The organism is Humiphilus diazotrophicus, assembly GCF_059726315.1.
The window spans coordinates 3,144,052-3,156,989 of record NZ_AP040870.1 but is presented as its reverse complement, the minus strand read 5'-3'; the positions used below and the strand labels follow the sequence as shown (position 1 = coordinate 3,156,989).

The following is a 12,938-nucleotide window of genomic DNA, read 5'->3' as shown; positions in this document are numbered from 1 at the left end:
TACGTATATCGTTTAATCTCGGCCATTTGTGAACAGAATTCCTCATTACAGAATCCTGATCGTTTGTGAGTATTGCCCTTACAATGGCTCACATGTGTGGCATTGTTGGATACGTCGGTAACAAGGAAGTTGTTTCAGTCATTATCGAAGGACTGCGTCGCCTGGAGTATCGCGGGTATGATTCGGCAGGAATTGCCGTCGGAGGAGATGGCAATTCCACTCTCGATCTTCGTCGCGCTCCCGGTAAGCTTCGTAACCTCGAAGAAGTCATCCATCAGCATCCGCTCCACGGCAGTTATGGAATCGGACACACTCGTTGGGCTACTCACGGCCGTCCAACGGAAGAAAATGCCCACCCTCATCGGGATTGCACTGGCCGCCTGGTCGTTGTACACAACGGCATCGTTGAAAACTATCTCGATCTGAAGCGCGAACTCTCGGCAAAGGGACATGTCTTCGTGACCGAGACGGATACGGAGATCATTGCTCACCTCATCGAAGAGGAGTTCAAGACAAAATCCGGCAATGGACAGCAGCTTTCGTTGGAAGAGGCGGTGCGTCATGCCGTCAGCCGCCTTACCGGAGCCTTTGCGCTTGGCGTAATCTCTGCCGACGAGCCCGACACGATTATTGCTGCTCGCAGTGGCCCACCAGTCGTTATTGGTTTAGGCGAGAATGAGTTTTTCGTTGCCTCCGATGTACCAGGCATCCTGCACCACACTCGCAATCTCTACTTCCTGGCAGATGGAGACCTGGCGGTATTAAAGCCGGATGGTGTCCGGTTGATGGATTTTCAGGGCAAGCCGGTCCAAAGACAGGTGAATCGCATTCAGTGGGACCCGATTCAGGCAGAGAAGGGCGGCTACAAGCACTTCATGCTGAAAGAGGTTTGGGAGCAGCCCCGCGCCATCCGCGATACCACATTAGGACGCATGTCCTTAGATAGTGGGAAGGTCTTCCTGGACGAAATGCAGATCACGGCCGAGGAGTTCACTCACGCTTCCAGCATCAATATCGCTGCCTGTGGAACCAGTTGGCACGCTGCGCTGGTTGGAAAATACATGATCGAGCATCTGGCCCGTGTTCCCGTGGACGTGGACTATGCCAGCGAATTCCGTTATCGCGATCCGATCGCAGATCCTAAGGCCATCGGCATGCTGATTACGCAGTCTGGTGAAACGGCCGACACGCTGGCAGCTCAACGCGAGATGATCAGCCTGGGTTCAAAGACGATTGCCATCTGCAATGTCGTCGGAGCTATGGTTGCCCGTGAATCCCAGGGAACGATCTACACGCATGCCGGTCCTGAGATCGGAGTGGCCTCCACCAAGGCCTTTACCTCTCAGCTTACGGCGCTCTTCCTCTTTGCCATGCATCTTGCACAGCATCGTGGCGTGATCGACAACAAGCGTTCCTTGGAATTGGTTGAGGCCCTGAGCAGGGTTCCCGGCAAGATTGAAGAGACTCTGCGATTGCGCAGCCAGGAATGCGAGCAGCTGGCTAAGAGCTTTGCTTCAGCCAGAGATTTCCTCTTCCTGGGGCGTGGTATTCACTATCCCATTGCTCTGGAAGGTGCTCTGAAGCTGAAAGAGATCTCGTATATCCATGCCGAGGGCTATCCGGCAGGAGAGATGAAGCATGGGCCAAATGCACTGATCGACGAGACGCTTCCTGTCGTGGTTCTGGCAACCAAGGACGTAAACGATCCCGATTCCTGCCTACGGTATGAGAAGACACTCTCCAATATCCAGGAGGTCACCGCACGTTCCGGACGAGTGATTGCCGTGGCCGTCGAAGGAGACGAACAGATTAAGGACCTTGTAGAGCATGTGTTGTACATCCCGGCGGCTCCGGAGATGTTGCTGCCGGTCATTGAAATTGTGCCTCTGCAGCTGCTCGCGTACTATATTGCGGTGCGTCGTGGGTGCGATGTCGATCAGCCTCGAAACCTCGCAAAATCTGTTACTGTCGAATAGTGGTATGGGGTCTTGCAAATTGCAAGGGCACGTGTCCATACTGAGCACGCTCAATTTCATTGAAGTAGGTTCATATATTGGCACGTCAGCTTTTAACCGCACGCCTTGATCGCAAGCTCTGCCTTTCCGAGTCTGCGCAGTGTTTCCACCTCGAGTTCGTTGTTGAGGAACTCGATGAGTTTTCCTTCAGCCCCGGACAGTTTGTATCTGCGGTGGCAGAGGATCCGAATGGCAAGCTGCAGACTCGGGCCTATTCTTTAGCTTCAAGTGCAAACGGAAACCGCTTTGACCTGTGCATCAACCGTGTAGAGGGTGGCTTCTTCTCGAATTTCCTCTGCGATCTTGAACTGGGGCAGACGGTGAAAGTCCACGGCCCGCATGGACTCTTCGTACTTCGCCAGCCGCTAACGGATGCGATCTTTGTCGCAACCGGTACCGGCGTTGCTCCGATGCGCGGTTTTACACAATGGCTTTTTCCTGAGTCGGGAGAGGACCGCAGCGAGGGCAAGGATTTTTGGGTTGTCTACGGTACCCGGTATGAAACCGAAATCTATTACCGTGACTACTTCGAGAAGATAGCAGCCGAGCACAAGAACTTTCACTACATCTACTCACTTAGTCGTGCGAAGGAAGACTGGCAGGGCAATCGCGGATATGTGCAGGAGTATGTCTCCAAGATTGCAAAGGAACGTGCGGCGACAAAACCACCTGTACCAGCTGCAGCGGCGGGTGAGCTGCCTGTATTCGATATCCACACATACATCTGCGGGTTGAACAACATGGTCTCTGCCACCCGCGATCGGCTGGTGGAACTAGGCTGGCACAAGAAGCAAGTTATCTTTGAACGCTACGACTAAGAATTCAGAGGTTGTTGGAAACAGCTTTCGGCAACCTCTAGTTCTGTGATCTGTGGCCAGACACAATTCCTTCCGCTCGCCTTTGCCTGATAGAGGGCATCGTCTGCCGCATTGATAAGTTCCGAAGATGGTCTTCCGTACACAGGGTATGCTGTTGCAGCTCCGATACTGATGGTTATGTGGCGTTGCGTTCCGTCACTTCCCGGTGTAAGTGAGATTGTTTGTATTGCTTCCCGCAAAGTCTCACCGGTGGATAGAGCATCCATCAGGAGGCAATCGGGCAGGACGACAATAAACTCTTCTCCTCCGTAACGCGCAACTACGCCACAATCGTCCGATGCCGTTTCGCGAATCTTCTGCGCCACGGTTTGTAGGATTTCATCACCGTGAAGATGCCCATGGCGGTCGTTGTGCCATTTGAAGTGGTCGAGGTCCATCATCAGCAGCGAAACTGGCTGTCTCTTCTCCAATGCCTCTTCCCATATGTCTCGGAATCTGGCTTCAAAGGCGCGGCGGTTGAGAATTCCTGTCAGTGCATCGAGCGATGAGATGCGTACCAACTCCAGCTTCTGCTGTTCGCTGAGCAGATATCTCAAATAGCTAATCCGTTCTTCCTTTTCCATGTGGTAGTTGCTCAACAGCGAAACAATGGCTGTGCAACCCACAAGGCTTCCTGACAGGACAATTTCACGAAAGAAAATCTCCGGAGTCGTAAACAGGAAACCTGTGTCTCCCACCACGCATATGGCTGTAGCACAGCATGCATAAGGAAAGCTGGATCTCACCATCAGGTTGGAATAAAGCATGAAGAGAATGAGAGCGGCTTGTCCATGTGCGACCAGTTCCGGAGTCGTATGGTAGAGATACAAAACTCCGAAGGAGGCAGGAAGAGTGAAGATTACGAATGTGGCTTCGCGAAAATGTCGCCCTGCAAAGCGAAGCAGTAGTAGCAGCAGGATTCCGATCGGGGTAACAAAAGCGAGCCGTACCGCCAAACTTGTATGAAACAGGTGAGGCTCGCAATAGTAGTCGATGCCTAAAAAGGCGTCGTACAGGCAAAGTCCGATCGTCCCCGTAAACATGAAATGAGAGATCCGCTTTGAACAGCGCGATTCCTCGAAACGTTCTTCAAGCTCGTTGGGGAGACGAAAATACGGGAATCCCCGGGAGTCAAAACTCCGAAGAACGCTCTCGATATCGATATCGAAAACGGGTACAGGTGCGGACGACATATTTTCCTGAGTGATGTTCTAATTATCAACCAGAACCGAGTCTGCCGTCAGAAGACTTGTAAACATCTGATTGTGATGTATCCCAAAGTTGTCGCAAGAAAAGCAACAAGGATAGTATCTATCCCTCTTCTGTCACCTCGCAAAAGTTACATTAGTTACGGGTGGCTGCCGGCCACGCCCCCATCCCCGGAGGGAACGAAGAAAGCTTCTTCCGCGTATCGGGTATATATGTAACAGACAAAGGAATATAACGGTGAAGCGTAGGACGATTCGGAGTTTGTGTTTTGGAGCACTTGTCTGCCTCTCTGTGTCTGCGCTGGCTGCGAATTTGTTGCCAGAGAGTGTTCAGAAAAAGGTCAATTCGATTCAGGTAGCGATTGATCCGCGAGTGGAATTGATCTCTGTCGTTCAGTACCTGAGTGAGTTCCGAGATCCGGAAGAGCCTCTCATTATCAAAGACGACTTTGCCTATCGTCGCGAAGTGGATGCATATTTTGCACCCTATAAACAGCATGCTGCCCTTCGGATGATTGCCGATATGAGTAAGGCTGGGTGCAGCCATTCCTGGCCTTCGTTAAGCATGCTGTATCTGGATGAGAATCTGCGCCCGCGCACCGGACTGCGAACCAACTCCATGTTGCTCGAGCGGTGTGGCGGAGCCGGTCAGTTACAAAAGCTTGCTACTGAACTTCGTACGTTTAATGCGGAGTCACACTTCTCTGCGTTTTTCGAAAAGCATCGCAGCTTTTATGCCGGAGCTGTCGAGAATTTTGCAATCAACCTGGACCGCGATTACATTTCGGAGCTGGAAGACTTCTACGGTGTGCACTACACGAGCTATAGCATGCTTCTAGTCCCTCTCTATGGTCCAGTTGGATACGGGCCAATTATCGAAGGCTCAAAAGGTGAGAAGTATGTGTACGCAATCCTTGGAACTCACTCGTTGAAGGATGATCAGGTTTTCTTTGGAAGCAAGTCCTATTTGACGTATATGCAGCGGCATGAGTTCAGTCATTCCTTCGTGAACCCATTAGCAACGCGGTATGCAGATAGCGTTGCTAAATCTTCCCGCTTGATATCGCTCATGAAAGTAGCTCAGCAGAAAGGAGTCTGCGGAGATTGGGAAGAGTGTCTGAATGAGAGTGTCGTCAGGGGCGTAACAACTTATCTCGCCTACCAGGATAGTCCTGAGAGTGGGAAGAAAGTTCTGGATAAAGAAGTAAGCCGGGGCGCGGTACTGACCCCAGACATACTTACTGCTTTGCGGGAGTATGCGGCGGAGCGAAAGAAGTATCCCACCTTTGCAGACTATTATCCTGTTCTTCTTTCGAAGCTGGCCAATCTGCAAGTGCAATAACCAAGGGTGTGGCCATTCCGCCAAAGAATGGCCACACTTACCGTTGTTGGCTGGATCTCCGACTTCCACTACCTTAGTACAACTTGCCTGTTGCAGCAGAGAGCAGTCTGCCGGAGTCCCGGCCCTGATTCGACCCCAGCGTGAATTCCATAACAGTGTCCTTCAGACTGCTAGCGAAGTTCGTCAGTTGAGAGCATTCCTTCAAATCGTTTTCGGAAGCGGATGCAGATTCCGATGCCATTTGGGAAATGATCGAAATACTCTTACTTATTTCTCCGGCTACGCTTTGCTGTTCTGTTGTAGCTGTAGCTGCCAGTGCTACCATTTGTTCCGCTGATTTTGCACTTTCAACAATCTCCCGAAGTGCCTGGCCTGCTTCCTTTATCTGGCTTAAGGCTTTATGTACAAAGGTATTTGCGGCTTCGCTGGAAGTCACTGCATCCTTTGTCTTGCTCTGCATGGTGCTTACAATTCGGGTGATCTCTTCTGTTGATTCTCTTGTGCGTTCTGCGAGTCTTCGTACTTCTCCTGCTACGACGGCAAATCCTCGACCATGTTCTCCAGCGCGAGCTGATTCGATAGCAGCATTGAGGGCCAGGAGATTCGTCTGTTCGGCGATATCCCGAATTACTCCGACGATATTTCCGATTTCATCGCTTTGAGCATCGAGTTGGTGCATCGCTTGAATGCTTTCCGCCGACCTCCCGGAGAGTTCTTCCATACTGATGACGACATTTTCTACTGATTTTTCTCCCGTTGCTGCACGCTCGGAGGATTGGCGGCTGGATGTTGCTGCTTGCTCAGTGTTTCTGGCAATATCGCTGGCTACAGATGCCATTTCTTGTATTGCTGCAGCAGATTGCTGCACATGGTCCATAAGGGTTTTTGAGTTCTGAGTCGATTGTGTCGCCATAGAAGAGATCGACTCTGCTGATTTCGCCAGCTGCTCGGAACCCGAGGTAAGCCTTTCGAGAATCTCCCGGATACTGTGAATGGTAGTGTTCAAGGACTCTGCCATTCCACCAACCTCATCGCGGGAATCGAATTCAAGCGTTTGGCTGAGGTCTTTCTCTGAAAGCCTTTTCAGTAGCATCGAAGCTTGCACCAGAGGCTTTGCAATTAGCTTTTCCAAAAGAGTGGTAGCTAGAAACCCTGCTGCAAGTACGATTACGAAGCAGATCAGAATTACCGTACGGGAAGAGAATGCAAGACTGATTGCGTGAGTCGTGGCATCTCCTGCCCCTTTGTTGTACATGGCAATTACTTCGTCGCCAGTGGTGTAAGCTGCATCATAAGTATCTTTACTTTGTCCAAAGATTTCCTTACGTGCCTGTTCCGTATCGCCTGCATCGACCAATGAAATAACCTTATACATTTCCGTTTGATCGGTCTGTACAAGCTGATCGAGATGTGTCAGCAACTCTTTCTCTTCGGGAGTGGTTATTAGTTTCTGAAATTGTTCAAAGCCGTCATGTAGTGAGCGTTGCGCTGTTTGAAGCTTTTCTTTGAAGGTGCTTTTGCATTGACTGTCTTCGCAAAGCGCATAGTCGATTACTGACCGTCTCATGATCGAGTGCTGGCTATGCATGGCATCGAGCGTTTTTACTCCCGGAAGCCACTTATTGTTGATTTCCAAAGTCGCACTGCTGATGCTGGTAAGCATCACTGCACTCAGTATCGCGATAGCTGAACAGAGTGCACAGACGATTCCGAAAGAAACAACTAACTTACGACGGATGGTGAGGTGCTGAAGGAAGTTCAACCCTATCCCCCTTTATGGGTATGTGTTGGGTGCTGGGGGAAGGAATATGCACCGTCTGGAGCATTTCATGTTTGGCTGTCGTCCATGAACCAAAGTCGGCATGTGTCATTCCGTCGGAAGGGGGCCCGTTTTGTCCATGATGACAAAATGGGGCTGAAGGAATGGCCACACTCACGGCTTCTCGATGGACTATGCCAAAACAAAAATGCACTAAATGAGCTATCGGCAAGACCTAATAACTCTCTAATGCTGAATCAGAAAAAGTACCTAGAAAGTCTGGGGTTATCTGGAAGAGTATTTCGTCTTCGGTGTAGATAGTTGGAAACTAATGGTCGCATGGCAGTTCCATAAAGGGACCGGCAGCCCTTAATATCTTCCGGTTCCGTCTTTTATCTATGGGAAGAGATGCAGGGCTGATTCTCCACCTATGGGCTAAGTAGGTCCCTATTTAGGGAGGAGAATAGATCGTATCTAGAGCTTAAATAGTTCCCTTAAGCGGCGGGTCTGCGCTCTACTAACCGGGATCTCGGTTTGCTGCTTATCGTCCATTCGCAGCTGGTAGCTGGATTTGAACCAGGGAACTACTTCCTTGATGTGGTTGATATTTACCACGTAGGAACGATGAGCGCGCCAGAAGAGCGTAGGGTCCAGGAGTTCAAGCAGCTCTTCGAGCGTTCTGCATTTCGACTGGCCCTCCAGCGTGGGCGTAACAACCGAGATTACTCCCTCATCGATGGCGGCAAAACAGATATCTTTTTGATCCACGAGCAAGAGTCTGCTTTGTGCCTGGAGAACAATTTTCGCCGTCTGAGGACGCGTGGGAACCTGTTGCTGCTCGATTAGGCGCATCAGCGCATGGAAACGCGGATCTCCGTCGAAGTCCAACGGCTTCCGGAAGGGCTGCAAAGGTTCCTCTTCCTGCTGATGCTGTTCCTGAATGCGCAGACGTGCACGGTCCAGAGCCTGCAGAACACGGGAGCGGTCAAAAGGCTTAAGGAGGTAATCAATCGCGTTTACATCGAAGGCTTTTACAGCATACTGATCGAAAGCCGTTGCAAAGATGATCTGCGGCATCGGATCGGGCGAGTGCCGCTCGATGAGTTTTTTGAGAACAGCGAAACCATCCAAGCCGGGCATCTGCACATCGAGAAAGACCAGATCGGGATGGTGCTCTTCGATCAAATCAACGGCTTCGATGCCATTGCCACCCTGGGCGAGTACTCTGACATCGCCGGTGCTGTCGAGAAGATATTGCAACTCGTCACGAGCGAGTTGTTCATCGTCGATGATTAGCGCCGTAATGGCCATAGATCCCAAGCATTGAGTATAGGGATCGGGAAAATACCTGGTCAATCTGCCTCAGGATTATTCTTTGAAGGCGTGCAGCCGGGCGGGAGTATTGTCTTCGGCCAGATGATGGCCGCAACGGACACAATATAGATCCGTTATCCGGACACCCCTATAGCATCTGCCGCAAACAGGCGCCAGCTGGTAGTTACATTGGGGGCAGAAGTTGTAGTCGCTGAAGACATCTATCCGGCACATCGGGCACTGTGAAGTGATTGGCTGGCGAAGCAGGAAATACAGTACAGCTCCAGGGCCGCCCGGCATGAGCAAACAAATCATGATCCAGAAGCGAGTGCTCATGGCACGCCTCGGAGCGTCTTTCGTGACGTAACCGATCGTCAGAAAGTAAAGCGCGCAGATCGTGCTCCAGGAGAGCGAAAAATAAATACGGAATCCAATGGGCGGCCCGGGATGATGCTTCGTCTGGGGGACAACCACCCAGTACACGTACTGCATGGCCACAAAGGCGGCTACCGCCAGGACTACAGACCAGCGAGGGATCAGCCGGACATCTTCATACAGGGAGAGGCCCTGTCGTTCTCTGAATTGATCTAGATCACTCATATGCATCCTGGCACACGTCTAGAATGCCAGACCGACCCCAAAATTTAGAAGTTGTCACCACCGAGGTGAAATTCGGCGGTTGTGTCTCCAGCCGGCGAACATTGCTGCCAGCGCTGCAGGAACCAAGACAATTCCCAGCAATGTTAACTGGCTAGACAGGTCTCCGATAGGGTCCTCGCCCTGAATTTCGTCAACCGCATTCCATATTGCGGGAGTCACCGTCAGGAGCAATGCAATGAAGACTGCGAGAATCAAGGCTCTGTTGCGTCGGTTTGCTGATTGCTGTTGTTTCATGGTCAGCAAATTACTCATCACGCTTCGGCGCGCCTTCATAGCGGCAGTTTGTCCGGCCGAGGCGTTCATTCCGGTCAAAATGGAGAGCAGGCCCGAATCTTGCTGAGCTTTCTCTTGTAGGTCGATCTGGTTCATCGATCCTCCAAATGAAGCTGTGTAGTCATTTTTGATTTTAGCGCTGCCAGTCCGCGGTAAAGCCTTGATTTTACAGTGGATAGCGGCGCGCTGGTTACCTTGGCAATTTCCTCCAGCGAGAGCTCCTCATGAAAACGGAGCACCAAAACTTCGCGATGGAGAGCATCCAGTTGGAGCAATGCCGTAGCAATATGCTCCCGATCTTCCTGATTACTGCAGCAGTCGAAGGGTGTCGGATCGTTTGAGGCCACGTCGAGCTGACGTTCGTCTTCTTCGGGATCGCACAAGTCTTCGAGATGAACCATCGTTTTCTTGCGCTTTTGATCGATCACCAGGTTGCGCGCGATAGTGAACAGCCAGGTATCGAAGCGGGATTGCCCATTAAATTGTGCACCCCGGACCAATACCCTCATCCAGGTCTCCTGGAAGAGGTCTTCAGCAGATTCGCGATTGCTGGTGAGGTAAAGCAGGTAACGCAGCAGACGATGCTGGTAGCGGACAATCAGAGCATCGAGCAAATCCGGGTCCTGGCGCTTCAAGCCCTCGGCGACCAGCACATTTTCTTGCTTAGCTTGCTCGGAGATGATTGCGCGTACCTGTTCCATGATCCCGTAGACGTATGCCGTTGGTGAAAAGTCGCGCAAACTGTAGCTCCTTTTGTATTGTCAACGATTCCATTTCGGATCTCAAACAAAGAATTCGGCTTTGAGTCCGATTTCCAGGGGCACGATAGACTTTATCCATGGAAATTCTCTATGGCCTCCACCCTGTCGAAGAGGCCCTTCGCGCCGGGAAAAGGCGCTTCGATCATGTCTGTGTCGCCCGTGAGCGCCAGGACCAGCGTTTGGAACGTATTGTGGCAGCCTGCAAGCAGGCCGGGGTCAGACTTCGTGTCGAGCCCAGAGATCATTTGACCCAATTGGCGCGAACTGCCAGCCATCAGGGAGTTGTTGCGATTGTGCGGCCACAGGAATTTCTGGATCTTGAAGATCTTCTGGAGCCCACAGAGGCGAGTCGATTGCTGCTGGCCCTCGACGGAGTTGAAGATCCTCAAAATCTGGGTGCCTTATTGCGTACTGCCGATGGAGCTGGCGTTGACGGGGTATTGTTGACCGAACGCCGCTCGGCTCCGTTAAGCCCGGTAGCCGTCAAGGCTTCGGCGGGGGCAGCGGAACATATTCGAATTGCCCGGGTAGTAAACCTGGTTCGTGCTTTGGAGGAGATGAAGAAGAACAATGTCTGGGTCATCGGCCTCGACGAGCGCGGCTCGATGGATTATGACCAATTCGACTTTACTTCCAATTGCCTCCTTGTTCTGGGACGTGAGGGAGCTGGATTGCATGACTTGGTCCGCCGCACCTGCGATCACCTGCTGAGGATTCCCATGGCCGGGGGAGTTTCATCCCTAAATGTTTCGGCCGCCGGAGCTGTTGTGCTGTACGAGGCATTTCGCCAGCGTCGTACCAAGGGTCGTAACGAGAATGTTCCAGCTTCTTCCAGCAAACCCAAAAAGCAGAAAGGCCTCGGATCTTAATGCGTAGTTTTCTGGTCGCCGGTAGCATCTTGCTCGCAGCAGTCAGTTCGATTTCGGTAGCGCAAAACACAGATGCCGGGAAGCCTGCTTCTCCAACTTCCGGGCAAGATAAGTCCAAAGTGGTCTTTTCTCGTTCCCAGGATTCTTCCTCCGAGCAGGTGACTGCTACGCCCGGTTCGAAGGCTGTTCCTGTTGCTGTTACCGATGCGGAAAGGAAGGCTGTGGCCTATAGTGCCTACACCCTTGATATCCGCTTGCGTCCGGCTGAAGAGGAACTCGCCGTAAGAGCACTTGTAACAGTGCGGAATGAGGGAACTGCTCCCTTGGTGCATCTCCCTCTGCAGATTTCTTCCAACCTGAACTGGGAGAGCATTCGGTCTCAGGGAAAACAGATTCCCTATCAGGTTGCAGACGTAAAGAGCGATGTCGATCATACCGGCCTGCTGCATGAGGCTGTGGTCTCTTTATCCGAGCCTCTTCCGGTCGGCAATGAGCTTCAACTGGATGTGATCTACAGCGGAAAAATCGAAGCCAGCCACCGCAGATTCGAATCTGCACACATGCCTGACGATGTCGCGAGCCGTTCGGACTGGGATCGTGTTGCTTCCGACTTTGTAGGTGTGCGCGGTTTCGGAAATGTTGTCTGGTACCCCGTGAGCTCCGTTCCCGTGTTCCTGGGGGATGGATCGAAGCTATTCGACATGATCGGGGAGCAGAAACTTCGTGCCTCTTCCTCGCGTATCTCGGCAAAGGTATCGGTCGAGTATCTGGACGCTCCTCCGAATATTGCGGTAGTAAACGGAAAGGTTCTTCCTGTCACGGTGCCATCGGCTCCGGCTACTCCGGATATTCCTCAGATAGCAACTTTTCAACTCGACGAGTCTCCGATTGGATTTGCCGTTCCGTCGTTGTTCGTGGCTACTCGAGAGGAACATAAGTCAACTTATCTCAATGTATATAGCCGGCCTGACGACTCTGTGAATGCTCCGGCCTTTGCCACGGCCTCTACGATAGTGGCTCCCTTATTGAAACAGTGGCTTGGTGGAGCTCCGACCGAACCGGTGACGATAATCGATCTTCCTGAAGCGGACGATGCGGCTGCGGAAATTGGATCGGTGTTGTTGATACCTGTGGCGCAAACATCGCCGGAGCTGCTGACTACTGGTGTTGCTCACCTGCTCGCACACTCCTGGTTCCATTCTCAAAGGCAATGGCTGGATGAGGGTGTTGCACATTTCATCGATCTCTTGTGGACAGAGCAACAAAAGGGCAGAGACGATGCCTTAGCGGCACTCCAATCATCTCGTCGTGCTCTTGCTTTAGTAGAGCCTGCTTCGCCACAAGATGGTTCTGGACAACCTCTCCTAGCGGCCAGCACTCCCGTGTATTACCGGGAAAAGGCGGCATACGTTCTATGGATGCTGCGGGACATTGCGGGGGAGGATGCTCTGATTGCAGCCTTACACGCATACCGTGCTTCAGACGACACGACACCCGAATACTTTGAAAAACTGCTGGAGCGTAGTTCCAAACGAAAAGATCTGCGCTGGTTTTTCGATGATTGGGTTTATCGGGATCGAGGCATACCCGATCTTTCCATAACGGCTGTCTATACCGATACGACTTCGGCTGCCGATTCTTATTTGACGGCAATTGATATTGCGAATGACGGATGGGCTTCTGCGGAGGTTCCGGTAACAGTGCGTTCTCAAAAAGCTTCGATAACTGAGCGGATCGTTATTCCTGAGCACGAGAAGATGATTCATCGGATCGTAGTTCAGGGAAGGCCGACTGAGGTGCAGGTGAATGATGGAACTGTTCCTGAGGTTCAAGCCAGCATCCATGTACGTCAGGTGGGACAGACTTCTACAGAAAAATAA

General features: G+C 51.7%; 11 protein-coding genes. 5 read left to right on the top strand and 6 right to left on the bottom strand.

Annotated elements, in window-relative coordinates; all coding sequences use genetic code 11:
* The first annotated feature begins 92 nt into the window (after nt 1–92).
* Together glmS and AC6I7T_RS13615 are read left to right on the top strand one after the other, a co-directional pair.
* The gene (gene glmS / locus AC6I7T_RS13620; protein ID WP_497794605.1) at nt 93–1,976 is read left to right on the top strand and encodes a glutamine--fructose-6-phosphate transaminase (isomerizing); all 1,884 of its coding nucleotides are present in this window, start codon (nt 93–95) and stop codon (nt 1,974–1,976) included.
* Between the two features lie 77 nt (nt 1,977–2,053).
* Nucleotides 2,054–2,833 (top strand): ferredoxin--NADP reductase, encoded by a 780-nt coding sequence (locus AC6I7T_RS13615; RefSeq protein WP_497794026.1) that lies wholly within the window; start codon nt 2,054–2,056, stop codon nt 2,831–2,833.
* On the opposite strand, the gene AC6I7T_RS13610 is transcribed toward AC6I7T_RS13615, so the two are convergent.
* Nucleotides 2,830–4,065 (bottom strand): GGDEF domain-containing protein, encoded by a 1,236-nt coding sequence (locus AC6I7T_RS13610; RefSeq protein ID WP_497794025.1) that lies wholly within the window; start codon nt 4,063–4,065, stop codon nt 2,830–2,832. The two genes, AC6I7T_RS13615 and AC6I7T_RS13610, sit on opposite strands and share 4 nt — an antisense overlap.
* Nucleotides 4,066–4,318: 253 nt before the next feature.
* Between AC6I7T_RS13610 and AC6I7T_RS13605 the strand changes: the two genes are divergently transcribed.
* On the top strand, nt 4,319–5,422 hold the full coding sequence (locus tag AC6I7T_RS13605; protein WP_497794024.1) for a DUF4932 domain-containing protein: 1,104 nt from the start codon (nt 4,319–4,321) through the stop codon (nt 5,420–5,422).
* A 73-nt stretch (nt 5,423–5,495) separates the two neighbouring features.
* Here AC6I7T_RS13605 and AC6I7T_RS13600 read toward each other — a convergent pair whose 3' ends face one another.
* From AC6I7T_RS13600 to AC6I7T_RS13580, 5 genes are all read right to left on the bottom strand, one after another.
* Nucleotides 5,496–7,184, bottom strand: a complete 1,689-nt coding sequence (locus AC6I7T_RS13600) for a methyl-accepting chemotaxis protein (RefSeq protein WP_497794023.1) — start codon at nt 7,182–7,184, stop codon at nt 5,496–5,498.
* 471 nt (nt 7,185–7,655) lie between these two features.
* A complete protein-coding gene (locus tag AC6I7T_RS13595; RefSeq protein ID WP_497794604.1) occupies nt 7,656–8,492 on the bottom strand; it encodes a LytR/AlgR family response regulator transcription factor in 837 nt (278 codons plus the stop codon).
* A 57-nt stretch (nt 8,493–8,549) separates the two neighbouring features.
* Nucleotides 8,550–9,095 (bottom strand): zinc ribbon domain-containing protein, encoded by a 546-nt coding sequence (locus AC6I7T_RS13590; RefSeq protein ID WP_497794022.1) that lies wholly within the window; start codon nt 9,093–9,095, stop codon nt 8,550–8,552.
* 54 nt (nt 9,096–9,149) lie between these two features.
* Nucleotides 9,150–9,524, bottom strand: coding sequence for a hypothetical protein (locus AC6I7T_RS13585; RefSeq protein ID WP_497794021.1), 375 nt, complete (start codon nt 9,522–9,524; stop codon nt 9,150–9,152).
* The gene (locus tag AC6I7T_RS13580) at nt 9,521–10,168 is read right to left on the bottom strand and encodes an RNA polymerase sigma factor (RefSeq protein ID WP_497794020.1); all 648 of its coding nucleotides are present in this window, start codon (nt 10,166–10,168) and stop codon (nt 9,521–9,523) included. Before AC6I7T_RS13580 ends, AC6I7T_RS13585 begins: the two co-directional genes overlap by 4 nt.
* Before the next feature lie 98 nt (nt 10,169–10,266).
* Here AC6I7T_RS13580 and rlmB point away from each other — a divergent pair, with 98 nt between their 5' ends.
* Together rlmB and AC6I7T_RS13570 are read left to right on the top strand one after the other, a co-directional pair.
* Complete coding sequence (gene rlmB / locus AC6I7T_RS13575) at nt 10,267–11,058, top strand: 23S rRNA (guanosine(2251)-2'-O)-methyltransferase RlmB (protein WP_497794019.1); 792 nt, start codon at nt 10,267–10,269, stop codon at nt 11,056–11,058.
* The gene (locus AC6I7T_RS13570; RefSeq protein ID WP_497794018.1) at nt 11,058–12,938 is read left to right on the top strand and encodes a M1 aminopeptidase family protein; all 1,881 of its coding nucleotides are present in this window, start codon (nt 11,058–11,060) and stop codon (nt 12,936–12,938) included. Before rlmB ends, AC6I7T_RS13570 begins: the two co-directional genes overlap by 1 nt.

Excerpts from the sequence above, each read along its gene's own strand:
- glmS (WP_497794605.1), top strand. The coding sequence starts at position 93 with ATGTGTGGCATTGTTGGATACGTCGGTAACAAGGAAGTTGTTTCAGTC.
- AC6I7T_RS13595 (WP_497794604.1), bottom strand. The coding sequence starts at position 8,492 with ATGGCCATTACGGCGCTAATCATCGACGATGAACAACTCGCTCGTGAC.
- AC6I7T_RS13570 (WP_497794018.1), top strand. The coding sequence starts at position 11,058 with ATGCGTAGTTTTCTGGTCGCCGGTAGCATCTTGCTCGCAGCAGTCAGT.
- rlmB (WP_497794019.1), top strand. The coding sequence starts at position 10,267 with ATGGAAATTCTCTATGGCCTCCACCCTGTCGAAGAGGCCCTTCGCGCC.
- AC6I7T_RS13610 (WP_497794025.1), bottom strand. The coding sequence starts at position 4,065 with ATGTCGTCCGCACCTGTACCCGTTTTCGATATCGATATCGAGAGCGTT.
- AC6I7T_RS13590 (WP_497794022.1), bottom strand. The coding sequence starts at position 9,095 with ATGAGTGATCTAGATCAATTCAGAGAACGACAGGGCCTCTCCCTGTAT.
- AC6I7T_RS13585 (WP_497794021.1), bottom strand. The coding sequence starts at position 9,524 with ATGAACCAGATCGACCTACAAGAGAAAGCTCAGCAAGATTCGGGCCTG.